Here is a 21,663-nt window from a genome sequence, read left to right as displayed (position 1 = left end):
GGCTCATTGTTTATTTTTAAAAGAGGTATTGGCAGTTTGTCGTCCTGCTAATTCTAATTAACGCTGAAAGTAGTAGTGACGCCTTGCCAAACATGGGTATGGGGCTTTTCGTTCCAAACGCCTTCTTCAGGAAGGTATTTACTAGTTTCAACGACATATCTGCCTTTCCATAAGGGACGGAAACTTACTTTGCCGTTTGAATCGGTTTTAAAAGTTTTTGCCCAGCCTTCGGCGCTAATAACGGTGACCGCAGCATCCGTAGGTGCACTTCCATTGTCAAAGACAAAGATATCTACTTCTTGGTCCGTCCGGTTTTCGGTTGGTGACACAAAAGCCAGCAAATTTGGTTCTTTCGGATTGGTAATCATTAAATCCGATTGTCCTACAGCTACAGGAAGAGACGCCGAAAAGATGTACTTGGTTTGCCCACCTAATTCACTTGCCGTATGGGTGGTATGAATAAGATACAGCCCATCTTGCTCTGGAGTAAAAGAGGCTGCAAGATGGTCGTCAGCTGCGGTAGTCTCAAGCAGTGTGGATTGGCCGTTGGGATGTTGTACCCAAAGTTTAAGTTCTTTTAAGTCGGCATACCAGTCTTTGACCAAATCACGTGTACCATGTTCATATTCACCGTAAAAAACCTTAACGGTATGTACGGTGCTTTTCTGCGCAGAAGATGAGGATGGTTCTATCCAAAGGGCATGTGCATAAACAGCCTGCGAAAGGGTGCAGTACAGAAGTGCTACTAAAAGCACAAGTAGTTGATTTTTTCTCATTGTATGTATTTATTTAGACTGATTCCACACAAATATACATACTAGAAATTAATCTACAACAAAATAGATCCAAATATTGGAAAGTAATCTACGCTACATCCCGCAAATCTACCGGCACGACACGTGAAACGCCTTGTTCTACCATTGTGACACCGTAAATAATATCCGTGCTGGCTATTGTTCGTTTGTTGTGCGAAACAATAATAAACTGGGAGTTCTTCGAGAAGTCTTTGATAATGTTATTGAACTTATCAATGTTGGTGTCGTCCAACGGGGCGTCCACTTCGTCAAATATACAGAATGGAGCAGGTTTCAGTAGGTACAATGAAAACAGCAGCGCGGTAGCCGTCAATGTTTTTTCTCCACCGGACAGCTGATTGATAGACAAGGGGCGTTTGCCTTTCGGACGCGCTATAATATCAATATCCGATTCCAATGGATTGGCGGGATCGGTCAATACCATATCGCAGGAATCTTCTTGGTTGAACAACGAACGGAATACATGTACAAAGTTTTCACGGACGGTATTGAAAGCGTGCATAAATTTGTCGTTGGCCGTTTGATCTATCTCATTGATCGTGGCCATCAAGGATGCTTTAGCATCTAACAGGTCGCTTTTCTCTTTAGAGATAAAAGTGTGTCGTTCCTGTATTTCGTCGTAGGCCTCTTTTGCCATGGGGTTAATGGAGCCGTACGAATCCAGCTGCTTTTTGAGTTTATCACATGCTGTAGCCAATTCTTCCTGACTAGCTGGAATTTCTGGCATATCACCTTCGAGCAAAGAATTGATGTCGATATTGAACTCAACAGATAAACGCTCTTTTAAGCTATTGAGGTCAATCTGTAAAGCGGTCTTTTTATCTTTCAATTCAGACAATAGAAAATCGTTCTGATCTTTGCTACGACGTAATTGGGTGATTTCTTCTTCCAGCTCATTGATAATGCGACGTGTAGTATAGAAATCCTCTTCAATTTCCTGAAGGCCTTTTTCGAGTTCCTCTTTTTGCGCATACATTGCTACAAGGTCTTCATCATTATGATCTACAATATGGGAAGTGTCTTTCATGTCCACTTTCACCTGTTCGTATTCCAACGAATTTTTCTCTATCCGGGCTTCGAAGGCTTCTTGTTGGCTTTCCCGATATTCCAGATCCTTTTGTAAACTGGATACTTTATTTTGCTGTTGGTGGAAACGGATGTTCTCTTGATTAAACGAAGCGGACTTCTCATTCAGCACCTCGGCAATTTCAGCATGGGCATTTTGCAATTCCATTAATTGCTTTTGGTTCGATTCTGCTTCTACTTTTAATATTTGCAGTTCCGGTTCCGCCTTTTGCAACTCATATTGGATGACCGTGATCTTGCTTTCAATATCCTGTTTCCGGTTCTGGCTGTTGGTAATGAACGTCTGATATTGTTCCTGTTTGGTTTTTACTGAAATCAATTCATTGTGCAGACGATTTAATACCATGCGAAGTTCGTCGATAACATCTTTTTGCGACGCAGTGCGTAATGTCGCTAGTGTATCTATGCTATCGGCTTCGGCTTGCTGTAGTTTTTCGATTTTCTGGTTAAGCTCCTTGATCTCTTTGCTAAGGCTCTCTAGGTTTTTTGCCCTACCAATACGCTTACCTTCAAACAGGCCGACAGAACCTCCGTTTAAGCCTAAGCGGTTTTTAGAGAATTTTCCCTCAGGGTGTAAGATAACTAGGTCGTCTTGAGGTAATGTCTCTGCCAAGCTATCCGAAGCTTCGGGTTTTAGTAAAAATACATGTTGTAGCAGTTGTTCGCAGAGCAAGCTGTATTTCTTATCTACCTTAACAACCTCTAATGCAGGGATCGTATTTTCAGGTGTTTGAGGCTTTGTTTTGACCGTTTGAATAGCATCCAATACGAAGAAATTTGCTTTCCCACGGGATGCATCACTCAATAACTGAATCGCCTGTACGGCTTCCTGTTGGTCTTGCACAACATAGTGGTTCATGACGGATTCTAGGTAATTTTCGATTGCAACACGGTATTCTTCCTTGCAAAAGAGAATATCCGAAAAGAGGGGATAGGATTTCTTCCATCCAGCATTTTTGCGCAAAAACTTAATGGATTCCGGAAATCCCTCAAGATTATCTACCAAGGACTTGGTAAGGTTATACTCATTTTGCTTCGCGTCGACCAAACGGGATTCTCTGTTTAGTTGGGCGCGGGTTTCGTTTAGTTGTTCTTCGACTGCATGGATTTGCTGCTGCAATTCATTCTCCCCTTGCATAGCCGCATCATATTGGTTTTGTTGCATCTTCACCTGTTCGTCCAAATCTGCAACTGCCTTGTTGAATTCGTTTAACTCTTCCACCTTTGCAGAAGCATCGGTCATCGCACGTACCGATTCTTGTTGCAAAGCCTCCTTCTGGATGTTCAGTACGGCGATGTCCTTTTCGAGTTTATATATCCTGTTTTGAAGTTCGCTGCTCTGTTGGGTAAAACTGTCTAACTTCCCTTTTGCAGACGACTGCTGCCCCCGAAGTTCTTCAACCTCCGTTTGGTTGCGGTCGATATCCAACCGAAAAACATCCAGTTTGCCTTGTTCCTCAAAAAGTTCTTCATTCAGTCTTTTAATGGTATATTGGACATGTTCCAGTTGTTTTTTGTCGTTGTTAAGTTCTGCCGTAATCCGCGTTTCTTTTTCCTGTAAGTGAATGATACGCTCATTCTTTATTTTCTTATCGGATTCGTAGCTACGGATTTTATTAGCGTATTCGTTGGTACTTTTTTGCTGTGTTGCAAGATTTTTTTCTTTGGAAAGAATGTCTTCGCGCAATGTGCGTAGTTGATTCTCCTGGCCTTCAATTTTAGCCGATGTTTCCTTAATACGCTCTTGCTGTCCTTTTTCTTGTTCGGCGATGCGTTCTAGATCGGTACTGAATCCCTCCAGCCGATAATACGCCAATCCGACACTGGCTTCGCGATATTCCTCTTTAAGCTGGAAATATTTGTCTGCTTTTTTAGCCTGTGTTTCTAATTGTTTTAGATTCTTGTTGATTTCATAAAGAAGGTCATCGACACGATCCAGATCGGCTTCGGTATCCCTGAGTTTCGATAAGGTCTGTTTCTTGCGTACTTTGTATTTAGAGATGCCGGACGCTTCCTCAAACAGATTCCGACGCGAGTTGTCCTTGTTATTGATGATTTCGTCAATCATCTTCAATTCGATGATCGAATAGGTGTCCGCACCTAAACCGGTATCTAAAAAGAGATCGGTAATATCTTTCAAACGGCATTTAACGTCGTTCAGACGGTATTCGCTGTCGCCATTACGATATAGCTTACGGGTAATGGTAACGGTCGAAAATTCGGTTGGCAGCAATTTGTTATTATTCTCGAAGGTTAAGGATACTTCGGCCAGGTTTGCCGGCTTCCGGTTTGCTGTTCCGTTGAAGATGATGTTTTCCATCTTCTCGGAACGTAACATACGTGTACTCTGTTCGCCCAATACCCACCGAATAGCGTCCACGACGTTCGATTTGCCGCAACCATTGGGGCCAACAATGGCGGTTACACCCTCGTTGAAGTTAATGGTGATTTTGTCACCAAAGCTCTTAAATCCTTTAATCTCTAATTTTACTAACTGCATACGCTATGCCTTATCCTCTAAAAATCAACAGACGAAAATACAGTTTTTTAGGCAGAACTAAAAAGCGTACTGCCCTTGAACAGATCGAGGGTGAATTTAATATTTCTGTATCTTATTTATAATAATTTGTCAAAGCCGCTGTCCGCATACCATTTTAAAGTACGATAATACGCGTGTGCCGTTTTTTCATTATCTGGATGGGGAATGTAACAGGTTAAACCTGAATTTTTGTCGATTGCAAAACCGTTGAAAAATGGTGTGTTGGCCTTGTATATAACAGCTTCTTGCAGTGCGGTTTTTAACTTTGGAAAGGAGGCGGCATGGTTATAATTCTGTTCGATAAAGTCTAGGAAGTCAAATGCGATCAGTGGATTTCCAATTCGATCAAAATCCATGCGCTGTACCTGATCACGGTTATAGTCTGCATGGGCAGCTTGTTGTGAATGAAGAACTTGTTTGATTTCCCGGGCCACATGTTGTAGCTTCGAAGCATCAATAACAGATATGGTGGCTGACCGATGTAGACCGGAAAGATTGTCGTAATGGCTGTGGTATTTTTTTGCCAAAATACTATAGGCATTAATGTCGGAAGAGAAGAGATCGTTGGTGATTTTGTCATAGGGCATACCATTAGCAATAACTTCACCTGGTGATGCAATGAAATATTTCGCTTTTTCTTTGATTTCATATAGCACTTCTACGCTTGCCATTGAACACGCATCAAATAGGATGAAGTCAAAGGTGAAGGGTAATGCCGAATGGAAGTCTTTAATGTCCATTTGACTGCCGCCGTCGTCTCCAAAGGATTTCAGTTTAATGTTGCCACTACTGCTGGGTATCCAGCCCGTGGCGTGTGACCATAGCACCAATCCATATGTTTTTGCCGGAAATAGATTTCTAACGTCCTCTAAAACAAGGCGCATGGTAGCGGGGTCGCTAGAATCATGCGGCTCGTAGTCCTTAATCTTTATTTTTTTACCGCTTGTTCCATCTTTTTTATCAATTTGATAAAGCGATGGCTTGTTGTTGGGGAGTTTTGCGTAAACGATCAGATTACCGTCGACATTGCCTAAGGACTTCTCCATTTGCGCTATATTTTTATATGCTTCGAGTTCTAGGTTGTTGTTGGCGGCTAAGTAAACCACGATCGTTCGGAACTTATCTTCGTGATCCGGTTTGATGTCGGTATGTTTACACGCCTGGAATACACAGAGCAGGCAAATAATAAAGCGAAAGAGGCGGGTTCTCATGGCGTTTCTTCTGTTAGCTTATCAAATGTAGAGAATTTTGATGGAGTTCAGCTGGACTGTTCTCTTTGAAGTTTTGCTTTCACGCGTTGTGCAATGAAAAGCAATATGCCGCTGGCAGTTATGTAGCCTACGGTCTCTATTATTTCTATATTCATAATTTTTTGGAGTAAAAAAAGGAAATTTTAGAAGAAGGGTGGTATGTTTCCATACCACCTTCTTGCTATTGTTAATAAATTGAACTATTCCGTATTTGAATAATATAGAACATTAGTTTTGCGGGTTAACGACCACCTTAACTTCTTGCTCAATGTCAGAAAGGTTGTTGTTTGCGCCGTCATTGTACCTGTTGGCAACTTTGATCTTGAATACTAATGTGATCGGTTGTGTGATCGTATTTGCACCGTTGTTCGTCCAACGAGCTGTAGCTGATCCACCGACGTTCACAATCGATACAGAAGTGGTTGCTGGTAATGATCCAGAGATGTCAACAGAAGGATTGCTGTTGTAGTATGCCCTATCCAGTGTCACCGCAGATGTCGATAACGTAGGATTCAATGCGCTACCGCCGAATACAGTGATACCATAACGTTGTAACCTCGTGTTGTCATATGCATTGTTGCTGTTCAAGACGCCTTGATAGTTGAATAATGTAACACCTTGATAATCTTCCACGCGCACGAAATTGCGAAGGGCTACATCCTGATTGTTGTTGCCGCCTTGTTTGTCTGTTACGGTGGCTGCGCCATTGTTTTTCAACACAACTGTTTTCACGGGGTTCTTGAAGCGAACAGGGATCGATTCAGTTTTGAATGGAACTGGATTACCGTTTAAATAGTAGTTCACACGTACTGTGAAGGTATTTTTGGTAAATGTCCATCCTGTGATATAGTTGAACGCATCGCGGGCCGCGTTGGAATGGTGTTGCGGTGCCGCAGGATTTACCACGTGCAATTGCTCGCCACCCAATGCATTAACGATAGCGCTGGAAGACAGGTTGCCTGTTCCGAATGCCGCGATTGCTTGGTGATCAGCTGATGGGATAGAGAAGTTGTATGTTACACCAGGACCAGAAATGGTGTTGTTTAAGGTGATATACTCGTTCATGTCGCCACCCATGTACCAACTGCTGCCATTAGGTGTACCGTAAACACGTGCTGCATTGTTTTCCCAATAAGCAGGGATAGGTGCGTAAGAGATATTACCGTTGATGCTTACTTTTACCAAAATTTCTACGTTAACCACCGGATCTGACGAATTGGAAGCTGTTGGAACGTAACGACCAGTCAATTTGTAAGTTCCCGGGTTTACCAGTGTTTGGTTGATTTCTACTTTTCTTGTTACGGCTTGTGTTGTGTTGTCCATGTCATGGAAAGTGAACCATGTTGTTGGAACAGTACCAAGCTGTGCAGAACCAGATGGGTCAGCAATAGTTCTTACGGCAGCATCAAATACCCAGTTGTAAGAATTGTGGAAATCGTTCGCTGATTTTCCTGTGGTGTTGTACGCTGCATCTAATGTTGTTGGTACGATCCATTGTACATCTTTCGTCGCAGACGCTGTGCTGGTTAAAGCATGGTTGATGTTTCCTTTTACGTCAACTGGTTGTATTACGCCCTGTGTGAAACCTACTTTTACGTAGCGGGTCGCGATAGACGTGGTTGAAGTAGCAGTAGCATATAAGTCAGCTTTTACAATTGCATGGTTGCCCAAAGCAGCCGTATTGTATTGACCGGGAGTAGACTCTTTTACGGAAATGGCACCTGTAGCTGCATCCACTTTCAGCCAATTTGCTTCTGTGGAGTTTGGATTTGCTAACGCAAAACGAAGGTCATAGCCATCTAGTCCGTTATCGTCCATAGATACAATTTGGTTGCCTACCTGTGCACGGCCGAAGAAACCTCTTAGTTCTTTTTCCAGCTCGATAGCACCTTCATAAGAATTTCCGCTGCCCAAATCGTTTTCGGCGTTATTGCGGATGTGCAGCGTGAAGTGCGCGTTGGTTTTCGCAGCGGCAGCAGTATTGCTCAATGATAAGTTTGGAGTGCCTGTGCCTGCCTCCACGAACGCACTGCCGGTAAATGCTCCCGAACTATAACCATTAACTAATGTGTAAGGAGCAGTTTCCGATGCTTTAATAGCTTTTTCGATTGTTACTTCGTCTGTTTCGATGATCTCTTCTTTGGCAAGATTGAAAGGAGAGGCTACATATTGTTGGTTGCTCGCTGCTTTGTTATTTTTCACTTGCAATGCGATATGCAAATGCTCATTGCCTGACGGATTCGGGAATACGCTGTTCCCTGTATTGTTTACAGGTTTGTATTTCACCGTGATGTCACCAAAAGTTTTGGCTTCGCCTACTTTTGTAAAACTTGCGCTTGGTGTTGCTCCGGACGAACGGAAAGATACTTCCTCTGTTTTTTCGGTCAACAATCCGCTAGATTCATAGTTGGCGGTAGCTACTCCGAAAGGATTCAAGTTATACGTAATAGTAGCGTAACCTTGCATGTAAGTTGTTCTGCTGGTCGCATTATTGACAATGCGTGGGAACAGGACAACTGGTGTGTTGGAACTGTGAAGAGATGGAACCAATGTTAGGCTGCTAACCGCGACAGCTTCTGTTGCAAGAAAGACGCTGCTGGAGGAATTTCCTTCCGCATCGGTAAACACGACATTGTAGCCTCCATCGGTAGCAATCATGGCGATATCGCCAAAATAAGCTTGGACACCCGTATTTTGTCCATCAATGTGCCAGTATTGTTTGCCCCCTATCGTTTCGATAGTGACCACAGAGCCGTCTTGCCCTGGTGCTCCATCTTCACCATCCTGACCATCTTGGCCATCCTGACCTGGTACTCCGGGTTGACCCGGTTGACCTGGTGCACCAGGCGTTCCTTGATCACCTTTATCACCTTTTGCTTTGATACCCGTATCGACGTAATCAGTCCCATTTTGGGCAATTTCCCAATTGCCACTTGTGGCGTTGATACGGATTAGCGGTGAGGTACCGTTGTTTCCTGTATCACCTTTATCCCCCTTATCGCCTTTATCTCCATTAACAATGTCATAAGAGAACGTAGTACCATCTGGACGTTTAAAAGTGATTTTGAAGCCTCCAGTTATAGAGGTGACCGATTCCACCACGTTGTTAGCGGCGAGTGTCGCAAGTTGTGTTTTCAGGCTGGCGATATCAGAACTGTTCTGCTCGATGCCTTGTTCAAGTCGTGTGATGTCGTCATCATACTTCTTACAGCCTTCAAACATGATCGCACTACTGAGTGCAACCGCTAAGGCTACTTTGGATAGTTGTTTGATTTTCATATTTGTTTTTATTAATTAATTTGAGATCGGTTAATTCTTAATTCGTCTCGTAATTTGTTTATAGTTATTTATTTTGTAAATATACAATATAATATTGTAATAAAAATTTTTTTTGAATTTATATTTTTTACGGGTAAGTTTTCAGTTCGATCTGAAAGGTGAGAACTGATCCGTCGATGTCCGTGACCTTGATTTCGTAATAATCGGTCTTGCGTTTTTTTTCTATAATAAGATGTTCTTTTACATAGTTTTTATCTTTTATTGGTATTTTATTTATTGATAATAAGTTCATTACTTCATTTACTGTGATTTCTTTTACGCCTTTTTCATCTTTTATTTTTTTAATTGAATCCATAGCTCATAGGTTATCATTAGTTGATGTTAGTAGGGTTATTTCCGTTTTCTTTTTATTGTTGACATGCTTATTTTAACTATGTTTGCGTGCAAAGATAATGGAATTGTTGATAAGAAAGCAATAATAAATTGTAATTTTGCAATTAATTATTGGTTTTATGTTAGTTTTTGCGTTTTGGCTTGAAATTTGTAAACTATGCATGATGTTTTATATCTTTACACAAATAGAATTTTGAATATGTCAGATTGGGCAAGATTAGACCGGGTTATACAATATTTCGGACTAAATGTCAATTCCTTTGCAAGGGAAATCGGTTTAAATAGAGCCGAAAGACTGTATCAGATAAAAAAGGGAAACTATTCCATCAGTAAAAACCTAGCAGGTGTTATTGTTAAACACTTCCCCGAGGTCAGCGAGACATGGTTGTTAACCGGCCAGGGACAAATGCTTGTTTCCGGTGGGGGTGTTGCCAAGATTCCATTGTACAGTATTGACCTGGATGCCTTTGGAGATGATTTGTCAACACTGCCGGTTACGGACGAGCTGGATATCCCTGTTCTTGCAGGGAGCGATTTTGCTTTCGTCAACCCCGGTGAAGCTATGAGCCCGGAAATCGGCAATGGAAGTGTTGTATTCGTCAAGAAAGTGGACAAGGAAGCTGTCGTATTCGGTGATATATATCTTATTCTTTCTTCCCGGATGAATGTTGTTCGGTATGTCCGTGGATTAGATGATAAAAATTGGAGACTTGTTGCTAAGAATGCGACAAATTTTGATGATATTATCATGAATAAAGCCAATGTGAAAGCTGTGTACAAAGTGAAGGGGGTTCTCTCGATGATTTCTATTTGAGGAAATTCGCTTTTCATGACGTTGTTAAGTGGTTTCGTTTTCATGTCTTTAATAAGATTAGTTCGTTTATCCATCTCCACCAGATAGCAGCTTTTGCCTGTCCTAGGCTTTCTATATACTATCTCTCCATTTGATAGAAACAAAGTTATCGCCATCGCGCTATACGTATCAAGCGTGGCGTTACGGTATTTACCCCCGTGAAAACCCCCTCCTGTTGAGAGGGGGATTACGGTATTTGAAAAAAAGCTGACAAAATCCCGAAAGCAGAAAAATGCTTTTTAATATAAAAGAAGGCACATTTTTATCTTGTAATACGGCAAACTGCATTATATCATTTTTACATGCTTATTGTAAAAACATGAAATAATATTGTATCTTAGAACTACAATTTAACTAACATTATTTTTTTAATATTATTAGATATCATAATGGATAAGCCAGAACTTCCAATTAGAACATTTATCCCGACGCATGTCGGTGATGCCAGACAAAACTGGTACAAAACAAATAAAAAGCCGATGCTTGACAGGCTGGATGCCAGCATAAAAGCACCCGAAAATTTTTCTATAAGCGATATAAAGGCGTTTATTGCGGACATCGAAAAACTCATCGAGAAAAGCAGAAACATAGCCGTATATTTTGGTGTAGAGACGGAGGGAAAGCAAGATATTGTATTGCTCTTTGGGGGCATTAAAAGATGGTCCAATCTTCCGAGTACCTACTATTTGTTGAACAAAGAGGGAGGATTGGAGGAGATCTCCGCAGAAAAGGGAAATACCTTGCGAAACAATTATCAAAATAGCATTCAACCCGTCCTGGAAACATCTACCGGAGATGGGGATATTGAAACAGAGTATGTTTTTTTTGAGAAAGATATTATCGAGGAAATCTTGGGAGAAATTCGATTTCAAGAGGGCAAGAAGCGGATTGATGGCTTGAAAGTGCAGTTGGTTTCCTATGCGAATAAGGAAGCGGAAGGTGGTTTTTTCAGGAATAGGGATGCTCCAAAATACCTGGAGCGGCTTTCTGTTATGTTTACGTATACAAAGGACGGCCGGGATACCAATTTTGAGGATATTGACCGCGTGAGGTATGAAGAAACCCTTAAGAAGCAAGAAAAGGATAAAAGTGGTTTGAATACCGGTCGCCCCGTTCCTCCACCGCCACCTCGAGGAGATATAAAGTAGTTTCATACCTGATGGACATCACGTATTATATTTATTTAGGGGTATTAACGATGGCCTCACTGACGGCCATTGTTAGCCTAAAGAAAGCAATATCTTTTCCTGTCCGGATCATATCATTATTAGTGCTATATACGGGAGTAGTAGAATGGGGTGTCTTCTATAAAACGGAATTTATGTCCGAAAAAGAAAGTGCACAGATTTACAATTGTTTTATGTTGATGCAATATGTGGCATTTGCTCATTATTTTCAGCAGATTATTCAATTGCGTTGGGCACGGAAGGTTATTCAGGTTTTTTTATACCTGTTTCCGGTATTATGGTATTTATTGGTGTTTTTTGTATTTAAGTTTAGCGAATGGAACAGTTATGTTTACATGATAGGTGGTGTGTTTACTATTTTCTTTGCTATTGTTTATTGTTACGAATTGTTAAGTGCGGAAGAGCCGCTTATGTTACGGAACTGTAGTGAGTTTTGGGTTGCCATTGGTTTAATTTTCTTTTATGTTTGTAGTGTCCCTTATATGGGTATGTATCGTTTTTTAACTGAATACCATGTTAATCTAGCTACACTATTGTGGGTTCCTTTGCAAATCTCCAATATCGTGATGTATTCCCTGTTTACCTATGCCTTTATATGCCAGTTGACCATTACCAAGAGATCTTAGCGGTCATCATTACGGTGGTCGTGCTGTTCATGGCTTTGCTGTGCGTAATGGTATTGATTATGTTCAACCATCAACGGCGTAAATTCCGATACCGGGAAGAGAAAAAAGCGATGTCTGAAGCGTATCAGAAGCAATTGTTGGAATCGCGACTGGAAATGCAGGAGGAGACCTTTGATTCCATCAGTCGGGAGATACACGATAACGTGGGGCAACTGCTGAGTTTAGCTAAAGTGCAGCTTAACATTGCCAGGCAAAGCACTGATGCTGATAAGGATTTGCTTGAAGATATCAAGTCCAATGTGGGGCAAGCCATGACCGACCTGCGGGATATCGCCAAAAGTTTGAGCAGCGAGCGACTGCAGTGGATATCGCTGGTGCAGGCGGTAAGCCACGAATTACAGCGTATAGGGCGTAATGGATTGATGCGGTGTCATCTGCATACGGAAGGTGATGAAAATACGCTTCCTGAACAGCGCAAGACAATCGCTTTCCGCATCGTGCAGGAGAGTTTACAAAATATCTTGAAACATGCACAAGCTACAGAAATAAAAATCTTGTTCGACTTTGCTGAAAGTGAATTAAGCATTCATATTCAGGACAACGGTGTTGGTTTCAACACCGAAAAAGGCGCAACAGGCGGACTTGGTTTGCAAAATATCAGAACCCGGGCAGCACTGATGGGGGGCTTTGCCGACATCCAAAGTATTGCTGGAGAAGGTACAACGATCATACTGCATGTTCCTTATAACTAATATTAAAGATAATGACGAATACCAAACATATTGCCATCGTAGACGACCACGCCCTTTTTCGCAAAGGACTAACCGGACTTATCAACGGTTTCCCGGGTTACAACGTAATTTTGGAAGCTTCTAATGGAAGGGATTTGATCCATCGCTTGCAGGAAGTAGAGCAGTTACCAGATATCGCCCTGCTCGATATCAGTATGCCGGAAATGGACGGCTATGCCACGGCAGAGTGGTTGCGGATCAACCATCCGTCGATCAAAATACTGGCGCTGAGTACCATGGATGCGGAGTCGGCCATCATCAAGATGATCCGGCATGGTGCCAAAGGTTATGTGCTCAAGGATGCCGAACCTAGCGAGCTTAAAAGAGCGTTTGAGGAGGTGCTGACTGTCGGTTATTTCTTTAATGAACTAATTACCCACAAAGTGTTGTTTTCTATACAGGCGCTGACGGAGGCAAGTGATATCCAAACTTTTGTAAAACTGACCGATCGGGAGATTACATTCCTGAAGCAGATCTGTTCGGAAAAGAACTATGCAGAAATAGCGGACGAGATGTGCGTCAGTGTCCGTACCGTAGAAGGTTATCGCAATGCGGTATGCGAAAAACTACAGCTGAAAACCCGGACCGGCCTAGCGATGTACGCCATTAAAAATGGGATTGTAAAATTAGATTAGCTAAGGTAATTCATGTTTAACCCCTTCAAACGTCATTTTCACTGGATTGATAAAACCTTGATCATCAAATGTCATGCGCTCAATGCAAGTTTCGCGTTCGTGTGCTTCTGTCTTATCTAGCGGCCGGCGATGGTAAACGATATAATAGGTATCCTCGTTGGGAATTTTGATGACAGAATGATGCCCTGCACCGGTCGCGATAGTCTTATCCTGCTCCAAAATAGTTGCGATGCGTTTAAATGGGCCAAAAGGGCTATCGGCTATAGCATAGGCAACTTTATAATCTGGGCCGGTCCAACCGCCTTCAGACCACATGAAATAGTATTTGTTGTTTCGGATAAACATGAAAGGACCTTCCACATAATTTTCGGGTGTTACTTCTTTATAAATGGTGCCGTCATCGAAAGGCACTAATCTTTTGAAGTCGTCGCTGAGCTTTACGACATTACAATGTTTCCATCCACCGTAATACATGTAATACTGACCGTCTTTATCTTTAAATACAAATTGATCAATAGGTTGTGCCCCGTTGACAATATCATTTATTAAAGGCTTGCCTAATAGGTCTTTGTATGGACCTTCAGGCTTGTCGGCAACGGATACACCAATTCCGCCAATTTCACCTTCATGGACATCATTAGCTGCAAAGAAAAAATAGTATTTACCGCCCTTTTCTATAATACCCGGCGCCCACATAGCTTTATTTGCCCATTTTACTTCCGATGTGTCAATTATTCGATGATGTTTTTGCCAGTTGACTAAATCTTTAGATGAAAAAGCATCAAAAAACACTTGTTCTTCGTAAGGTGCAGAGTAGGTCGGAAAAATCCAATATGTATTATCATATACAATGCCTTCGGGATCCGCATACCATCCTGGGAAAACGGGGTTCTGCTGACCCGATACATTTGACCATACTAATAAGAAATAAAAACAGGTAAAAAACGTTACTTTATTCATTGTGCTAGGATTATATTCGTTTAAAGATAGGAAGTTTTATCTCATTAGCAAATAAATGAATATCCTGTACGTAACATGGGCGATCTGCCCGGCGCTATTTGCGGGATAATAATATGCGCTGTGAAAATTTCAGGGGAGACACATCGTCTTGCATCTCTCCTGAATCCCAATATAATTAACGATGTTCGACTACACCAATATATAATGGGCTGTCGTCATCGTTTGCTTTACCTGTTAATATAATGGTGTAATAATAGCCCCGTTTTAATTCCCTGTCTTCGCGCGTAACCAATTCATTTCCACTTGCATCAGTGATTTTAAACGTGTAAGTACCGCTAGTTTTTGCCTGGAAAGCTTGATGTTGTACCACAGACGCTCCTGTTTCGATGGGTCTATTACTATATAATGGTGCATCTTCGCCTTCAATATGTAAATTAATGCTACTTACACCATGCGCCAAGTTCAGGAAACGTATACCGGATTCGTTTTGACCAAGGTTTTCAATGACTTTATCCTGAGTCATCGCAAAAATAGGCTGTTCTTCTGTACCATATACAAAAGACGTATAGCCGCTGTCAACCTTAATGGTCAGTGTCGTGTCTACTATGACACTTTGATCATCGTTGTAGCTTGTTATCGTTAACTTACGATTACCAGGATGTAGCAGTTGTGCCCCAGAGAAGATTTGATATTCCAGCACCATAGGCATACCGGTTTGGGGATTGCCAATAACATTACCATCTAAACGGTACAATAGACCTGAAGGTGCATCAGGAAAGCTATTAACGAAATACATAACACCGGCCGCAGGCGGATTATTCCATGGACCATCATCATTATCTTTTAAACAACTGCTAAAAGTGAAGACACTGATAAGTAATAAGAAACAAAATTGTAGTGATAACTTTTTCATCGTATTAAATTGTTTTTCATATTCTAATGAACTTTAATACAAGCTATTATTGGTCTATTCCCTAGATAGTAGCTTATGCAAGTTTCATTTGCTCAATATGTTTTGGAATTAATACGAAATACGCTAAGAAAATGCTACACTTTAAAAAAATATTTTTTATTGGTCTTCCTTGTTTACAGTCTCTTTTTTCTTTTCGTATCTTTGATTGAAATTGGATAATGCCATTATCCGTGGGATACTGCTTTGCGGTGCTAATTCCCTTAGTTTTTTTATCCGTTTAGCACGTTTGTAAATTTTGATTTTTTTGTTGTTTTTGTAAAGGTTCCAATTCATTAGCAAGACACTGCCCAGTACAACGATGAGCCCCGCAATTTGTAACGATGTGACATTATGGTCAGTGAAATAGTGCGCTAATACTAAAGCAACAATCGGGTTTATATATGCATGTGTGCTGACCTCGGTAGTGGGACGATACTGTAGTAACCATATATAGCTGCCAAATGCTAGAATAGAACCCATGGTTGCGAGATATAGGATAGCTCCCCAATCTTCAGGCAATACATCACGCATCTGAAAGCGGGCGTATTCACCGTTTACAGAAGCAACCACAGTAAAGGCGGTACCTGCACAGACCATCTGCCAAGCCGTCTTTACCATGACGTGTATATCTTCCTCTCCACGTTCCTCCATCTGCCGAGTTCTTTTATCTTTACTATATTTGGATATCAAAGAGCCTACCGTCCAGGCAATTGTTCCACAGACAAGGACGAACATCGCTGTTATTTTCATGTTTTTATCTCCCGAGGAATCGGTTTGTACAAAAAGCTGTTCGGCAAACAACATAAAAACCCCCAGAAAACCAAAAATTAAACCTAAAACCGTAGGTACACTGGAAAAATTCTCTTTCCATTTTGGCTTGTCAAGAATAACAAACCATATAGCTGTCGCTGCTGCGATAATACTGACGATGCCGCTCGATATATATTGCTCAGACCAGATCACGGCAGCCATGTCGACAAAGAGCAATAAAAATCCCACAAACAGCGCATCCTTAACAGCTGTCTTTGCGAACAGCTTAAATCCTTTGATATAACAATATCCCATCAAGATGGAACCTGCTAAGATAAACCGGATAGAACCGAGGACAAACGGGCTGAAACTATGTAACGCCTTTTCTATAAAGAAAAAGGTAGAACCCCACACGATGTATACTACAAGATATGCAAAGATAATGCTGCTTGTGGCTGGCATATTTTGATTTCCTTTTGTCATGTTCGTATTAATCTTCTATTGGAATAACGAGTTTTTGTTCTTCTTTTACTGTCTCTAAAACGATCGTGGTACGTGTGGAAATAATCTCCTCTATTTTTCCTAGTGAATTGCGCATCAGATCTACTAATCCGGCTGCATCGTTAGTACGTACCTTAATTAGATACCCATCGTCACCTGCAATGTCATGTACCTCCTGCACTTCAGGAATTTTGGCTAAGAGCAAACCTACTTTTTGCGTTCCAATTGGATCCTGTGCTTTGATGAAAATGAAGGACAGCAACTTCTGGTCGAGCGCATCTGGATTAATTTTCGCATTGTATTGTAGGATGACCTGCTTCTGTTCCAATTTCTTAACCCGCTCTAGGATAGCGGAGGGTGCCATTCCTAGCTCTCGCGCAATATCTGCATTGTTCGTACGTGCGTTTTCTTGCATAATACGCAGGATCTGATAATCAATTTGATCTAAGCTAAACTCCATTTTTGTCTTCATGTTACAAAGATACGGTTAAAAGAATTATATTCAAAATATATATACTATTGTAGAATATTGTTCTGTTTGTGTTTTTTAATGTTGAATATTTTTTGTTGTTGCGATGATGAGCAAGTATGGTGTAAATGGCGGCGAAGAGAGGGGCACCTGCTAAAATACCTAATAATGGGTATTCCTGGAATAGTGCTATACAGTTAACTTTAGCTTATTAATTATGCTATTGTAATAAAGATAAATACAAACAAATTATTTAAAAAAATACCAAATGAAACTAAAACATAACATCCGGATCGCTGTATTGGCATTTGTCGCGCTTTTTATTGGCATTGTAGAAGTAGATGCACAATTTGTAGCAAACTTAGGTTCTTATGATGGCTATTGGGCAGGCTCATTGAAAAATGTTCAAAACGAAGAAAGTACAAACTATCTCGTTCTTCGGATCGAGAATGGCAAGGCCAAAAGATTATTTTACGATGAAGATAAACAAGATTTCGAAGAAGGTGATTTTGAAAAAGAGATGACATCTGTGGTCGGTAATAATTTAAGTTATGTGTGGATGAACAGCGGTGGCATATGGAGCGAAACGCAATCGCATTCACTCTCTTATCTCAAAGATCAATTTCTTTGGTGCGTTATGGTTAGACAGGTAAACAATGCGAAAGAAGACGAGGAGGTTGAGGGAATTAATAACGAATGGAATATTGTTTACGAGGGTAGTCTTAACTTCTATAGATCCCGGCAAGCATTGCGTGAAGCTTTACTGGATTGACCAAGTATATTGATAGACATGGTGAAAAAGTTAGAAAGCATAAGCAATTTTAAATATACAGTCGTTCTAATAGCCGATAACAAATGTTTTTGTAAAAAGAGAAACAATTCGAAAAAGCTGACCAAATTATTTAGCTTTGTTTCTGTCAAATACGAGAACAAACGTGCAGATTATAGATGAACTAAACCGACTATCTTCCCAACTGATGGGAGAGTTGTTTTATTTGCCCGAGAACCCAAAACATCAGACCATGCGGTTGGCTTATGCAACCGACGCGTCCGTATACCAGGAACTTCCGCTTGCTGTGGCGATCCCACAGGGCAAAGACGATTTGAAGAAACTTATTTTGTTCGCTGGAGAAAAGCGTCTAACGCTCATTCCACGGACAGCAGGCACTTCACTTGCCGGTCAGGTGGTAGGAAGTGGTATCGTGGTTGATGTATCTCGTTGTTTCAACCAGATATTGGAACTGAATGTGGAGGAACGTTGGGTGCGTGTACAGCCCGGTATTATTCGCGATGATTTAAATAGTTATCTGCGGGCACATGGATTGATGTTCGGCCCCGAAACTTCTACGGCGAGCCGGGCGATGGTGGGTGGTATGATCGGTAATAATTCGTCCGGCTTGCATTCTATCGTCTGGGGGGATACCCGCAAAAATTTGTTGGAAGCGAAGGTGTTACTCGATGATACCTCGGAGGTGATTTTTATGGCATTAGATGAAGCTGCACTTTTTGAAAAGCTAGCGTCTCAGACACGGGAAGGGGAAATTTATCGAGAGCTGAACACGTTGCTGTCGCTTCCGGAAAATAAACAGGCGATCGTATCGGGATATCCTAAAAAAACATTGACCCGACGAAATACTGGATATGCGTTGGATTTTCTGGTGGACAATGAAAAGCCATTTAATTTATGTGATTTGTTGGCGGGGTCGGAGGGAACGATTGGTATCGTGACCGAAGCCAAGTTAAGTTTGATGCCGCTTCCACCGAAGGAGATCGGTTTGTTGTGTGTGCATTTTTCCGATATGGTAGAATGTATGGAGGGTAATATCGTCGCTTTATCCCACCGTCCTGAAGCTTCGGAGTTGGTTGATAAATATATATTGGACTTTACGGTAGGGCACCCTACGTATCAACATAATCGTTTTTTTATTGAAGGTGACCCACAGGCATTATTGATTATCGAGTTCCGTGCAGATGAAGAGGCGGAACTTTACCAAAAAGCGGAGGCTTTGAAAAAGGACCTTGTTGAGAAGGGATTGGGGTATGCGTATCCTTTTATTGTGGGGACGCAGCAAACTAATTTGGTTTGGGATGTGCGTAAGGCGGGATTGGGGCTGATACGGAATCTGCCAGGCGATGAACAACCGGTTAATCTCATTGAGGACTGTGCTGTTTCTCCTGAAGATCTGCCGGCCTATGTAAGCGATATACAAGTTCTCCTAAAAGAGGAAAATGTGCACGCTTCGTATTATGCGCACGCCGGTGCGGGCGAATTACATATCGAACCTTTTATCAATCTGAAAACGATGGAAGGGCGTCAGAAATTCAGGTCAATATTGGAACGCACTACGGATTTGGTGTTGAAATACAATGGATCGTTGAGCGGTGAACATGGTGATGGGCGTTTGCGGGGTGAGTTTATTGGAAAAGTATTAGGCGATAAGGTGTATCAATTGCTGCAGCGGACGAAAGCAATTTTTGATCCTCAAGGCGTATTCAATGCAAATAAGATAGTTAATACGCCTCCAATGGATACTTCCTTGCGTTATGATAAAGTGGTGGATGATAGGCAGATAAAAACCTATTTTGATTTTACGAAAGATGAAGGAATTCTACGCTTAGCGGAGAAATGCTCTGGCTCGGGTGATTGCCGGAAAACAGAAATTACGGGCGGCACGATGTGTCCATCGTTTATGGCGACCCGCAATGAAAAAGATACAACAAGAGCAAGAGCTAATATGCTCCGTCAATTTCTGACAAATTCGACGAAAACGAATCGGTTTGACCATGAAGAGATAAAGGAGGTGATGGATTTATGTTTAAGCTGTAAGGGGTGTAAAAGTGAATGTCCGTCGCGTGTAGACGTCGCCAAGATGAAAGCCGAGTTTTTGCAACATTATTATGATGCACATGGTGTGCCTTTCCGCTCCTCTGTCATCGCTAATTTCACCAAGAGCCAGCGATTGGGTTCGTATGTTGCACCCCTCTATAACTTTGTCGTCAACACACCGTTCCTCGCTGATGTGGTCAAGTCGGTGGTGGGATTTGCTCCTAAGCGATCCCTGCCCACTGTTCATTTCACCACGTTGTCCAAATGGGCTCGGAGGCAAACTTTGCAGAACTGCAAACGAAAGGTGTACCTATTTAGCGATGAGTTTACCGAATACAACGATACGGCCATCGGCATAACAGCACATAAGTTGCTAACCTCACTGGGATATGATGTTATTATACCTAAACATGTGGAAAGCGGACGAACGTATTTATCCAAAGGCTTTGTAAAAGAAGCTAAGGTGATTGCGGAAAGAAACGTGGAGCTGTTAAAAGATTTGATAACAGAAGAAACACCGCTCTTGGGGATAGAACCCTCGGCGATTATCACGTTTCGGGATGAATATGTAGAGTTGGTAGACAAGCATTTGCAGGATGCGGCACGGATGTTGGCCAAACAGGCGTTAATGATTGACGAATTTCTTGTTGGGGAGATAGAGGCTGGTAGGATTCACCGAGAGCAGTTTACCAACGGGACGAAGAAGATTAAATTGCATGGGCATTGTTATCAGAAGGCGTTCCATTTGGTCGGCTATACAGAAAAATTATTGTCGTTTCCCGAAAATTATAGCGTAGAAGTCATTCCTTCAGGTTGTTGTGGTATGGCGGGTTCTTTCGGGTATGAGGAAGAGCATTACGAGGTGTCGATGAAAGTGGGTGAGCTCGTGTTGTTACCTGCTGTGCGCTCCACCGATGAACAAACGCTTATTGCTGCTGCAGGAACATCCTGTCGTCATCAAATTAAGGACGGTACCGGCCGAAAATCGTATCATCCGGTGGAAATATTATATGATGCCTTGGTATAGTAAACAATTTATTCGTATTTTGCTTCTAAACTATGTGGGGATATTGTGCGTTTTGGAAATAAACAAAATAATATACAGATGAAAACTACATTTTCACAAGCGGTGGCGGTCATGCTATTAGCAGCAACATTAACGGGCTGCGGAAATAATCAAAAAGGTAACGAAAAAACAACAGAGGATGCGTTGACGGCTAACCTTAGGCAGTATGTAGCTACTTCGACGACGGATAATCCGGCTATATTCCTGACTCTGATAAAATCTACAGACACGGATTCCTCCATGGTGTACGTGGGGAAGTCTCTGAACGATAAAGACACGCTCGCACTTCAAATCGAAATCTCCAAAAATATTCCAGGAGGGGTCTTTGAGGATGGGGAGGTAAATGAGGAAAAAGCTTTTCACGAGGGCGCAATCAAATTTAGTTCGCTAGGAGAAGAGTCCGACAACTTTGTAAGAGCAATAGCAACGCTTTACGAAGAACCGGCTAGTAACGGGATGACAGACGCTATACTCGAGCCTCTTGTGTTCTCGTCCAATAAAACGGCTGTCGATTTAACAGGAAACGGAACCTATGCGTTTAAGCTATTTTTTGCTAACAGTGTAGGCGAAGAAGCAGAAGTGTTCGCGGAATTGAATTTATACAACCGTTCCTTTAAACTGTGGGCGAAAGATGCGGAGCAATATCCACGGATCTTGTCGGCGTTTACTGATGGTTTGTAAGAA

At 41.7% G+C, this 21,663-nt stretch carries 17 protein-coding genes; 8 read left to right on the top strand and 9 right to left on the bottom strand.

Going from position 1 to position 21,663, the window contains the following annotated elements; genetic code table 11:
* Window positions 1–53 precede the first annotated feature (53 nt).
* The 5 genes from G5B43_RS08865 to G5B43_RS08845 all read right to left on the bottom strand — a co-directional run bounded on the left by G5B43_RS08865 (window position 54) and on the right by G5B43_RS08845 (window position 9,324).
* Window positions 54–776 carry a DUF4198 domain-containing protein gene (locus G5B43_RS08865; protein ID WP_165294377.1) on the bottom strand — a complete coding sequence of 241 codons (723 nt, stop codon included), beginning with the start codon at window positions 774–776 and terminating at the stop codon, window positions 54–56.
* Between the two features lie 88 nt (window positions 777–864).
* On the bottom strand, window positions 865–4,401 hold the full coding sequence (gene smc / locus G5B43_RS08860) for a chromosome segregation protein SMC (RefSeq protein WP_165294376.1): 3,537 nt from the start codon (window positions 4,399–4,401) through the stop codon (window positions 865–867).
* A gap of 116 nt (window positions 4,402–4,517) precedes the next feature.
* Complete coding sequence (locus G5B43_RS08855) at window positions 4,518–5,651, bottom strand: clostripain-related cysteine peptidase (protein WP_165294375.1); 1,134 nt, start codon at window positions 5,649–5,651, stop codon at window positions 4,518–4,520.
* A 267-nt stretch (window positions 5,652–5,918) separates the two neighbouring features.
* Window positions 5,919–8,969 carry a collagen-like protein gene (locus G5B43_RS08850; protein WP_165294374.1) on the bottom strand — a complete coding sequence of 1,017 codons (3,051 nt, stop codon included), beginning with the start codon at window positions 8,967–8,969 and terminating at the stop codon, window positions 5,919–5,921.
* Window positions 8,970–9,096: 127 nt separating this feature from the next.
* Window positions 9,097–9,324, bottom strand: coding sequence for a hypothetical protein (locus G5B43_RS08845; protein WP_165294373.1), 228 nt, complete (start codon window positions 9,322–9,324; stop codon window positions 9,097–9,099).
* A gap of 237 nt (window positions 9,325–9,561) precedes the next feature.
* Here G5B43_RS08845 and G5B43_RS08840 point away from each other — a divergent pair, with 237 nt between their 5' ends.
* From G5B43_RS08840 to G5B43_RS08820, 5 genes are all read left to right on the top strand, one after another.
* Window positions 9,562–10,176, top strand: a complete 615-nt coding sequence (locus tag G5B43_RS08840) for a helix-turn-helix transcriptional regulator (protein WP_165294372.1) — start codon at window positions 9,562–9,564, stop codon at window positions 10,174–10,176.
* A 428-nt stretch (window positions 10,177–10,604) separates the two neighbouring features.
* Complete coding sequence (locus G5B43_RS08835) at window positions 10,605–11,363, top strand: hypothetical protein (RefSeq protein WP_165294371.1); 759 nt, start codon at window positions 10,605–10,607, stop codon at window positions 11,361–11,363.
* 11 nt (window positions 11,364–11,374) lie between these two features.
* Window positions 11,375–12,028 (top strand): hypothetical protein, encoded by a 654-nt coding sequence (locus G5B43_RS08830; RefSeq protein WP_165294370.1) that lies wholly within the window; start codon window positions 11,375–11,377, stop codon window positions 12,026–12,028.
* Complete coding sequence (locus tag G5B43_RS08825; protein ID WP_165294369.1) at window positions 11,998–12,780, top strand: sensor histidine kinase; 783 nt, start codon at window positions 11,998–12,000, stop codon at window positions 12,778–12,780. The genes G5B43_RS08830 and G5B43_RS08825 overlap by 31 nt, the downstream gene beginning before the upstream one ends.
* A gap of 11 nt (window positions 12,781–12,791) precedes the next feature.
* Complete coding sequence (locus tag G5B43_RS08820) at window positions 12,792–13,454, top strand: response regulator transcription factor (RefSeq protein ID WP_165294368.1); 663 nt, start codon at window positions 12,792–12,794, stop codon at window positions 13,452–13,454.
* On the opposite strand, the gene G5B43_RS08815 is transcribed toward G5B43_RS08820, so the two are convergent.
* The 4 genes from G5B43_RS08815 to G5B43_RS08800 form a co-directional block, all read right to left on the bottom strand.
* Window positions 13,455–14,414, bottom strand: a complete 960-nt coding sequence (locus tag G5B43_RS08815) for a glycoside hydrolase family 43 protein (protein ID WP_165294367.1) — start codon at window positions 14,412–14,414, stop codon at window positions 13,455–13,457.
* A 175-nt stretch (window positions 14,415–14,589) separates the two neighbouring features.
* Window positions 14,590–15,327 carry a DUF4397 domain-containing protein gene (locus G5B43_RS08810; protein WP_165294366.1) on the bottom strand — a complete coding sequence of 246 codons (738 nt, stop codon included), beginning with the start codon at window positions 15,325–15,327 and terminating at the stop codon, window positions 14,590–14,592.
* Between the two features lie 156 nt (window positions 15,328–15,483).
* Window positions 15,484–16,599: a DMT family transporter gene (locus G5B43_RS08805; protein ID WP_165294365.1), complete on the bottom strand. Its 1,116-nt coding sequence runs from the start codon at window positions 16,597–16,599 to the stop codon at window positions 15,484–15,486.
* Window positions 16,600–16,606: 7 nt separating this feature from the next.
* On the bottom strand, window positions 16,607–17,089 hold the full coding sequence (locus G5B43_RS08800) for an Lrp/AsnC family transcriptional regulator (protein WP_206367291.1): 483 nt from the start codon (window positions 17,087–17,089) through the stop codon (window positions 16,607–16,609).
* 265 nt (window positions 17,090–17,354) lie between these two features.
* Here G5B43_RS08800 and G5B43_RS08795 point away from each other — a divergent pair, with 265 nt between their 5' ends.
* The 3 genes from G5B43_RS08795 to G5B43_RS08785 all read left to right on the top strand — a co-directional run bounded on the left by G5B43_RS08795 (window position 17,355) and on the right by G5B43_RS08785 (window position 21,660).
* Window positions 17,355–17,858: a hypothetical protein gene (locus G5B43_RS08795; RefSeq protein WP_165294364.1), complete on the top strand. Its 504-nt coding sequence runs from the start codon at window positions 17,355–17,357 to the stop codon at window positions 17,856–17,858.
* Window positions 17,859–18,021: 163 nt separating this feature from the next.
* Complete coding sequence (locus G5B43_RS08790) at window positions 18,022–20,940, top strand: FAD-binding and (Fe-S)-binding domain-containing protein (protein ID WP_317167501.1); 2,919 nt, start codon at window positions 18,022–18,024, stop codon at window positions 20,938–20,940.
* A 78-nt stretch (window positions 20,941–21,018) separates the two neighbouring features.
* Window positions 21,019–21,660, top strand: a complete 642-nt coding sequence (locus G5B43_RS08785) for a hypothetical protein (protein WP_165294363.1) — start codon at window positions 21,019–21,021, stop codon at window positions 21,658–21,660.
* The last annotated feature ends 3 nt before the right edge of the window (window positions 21,661–21,663 follow it).

The sequence above is a fragment of the Sphingobacterium sp. SGR-19 genome (genome assembly GCF_011043555.1).
Lineage (GTDB): Bacteria > Bacteroidota > Bacteroidia > Sphingobacteriales > Sphingobacteriaceae > Sphingobacterium.
The sequence above is the reverse complement of the archived record's forward strand: the minus strand, read 5'-3'. Positions and strand labels throughout refer to the sequence as shown.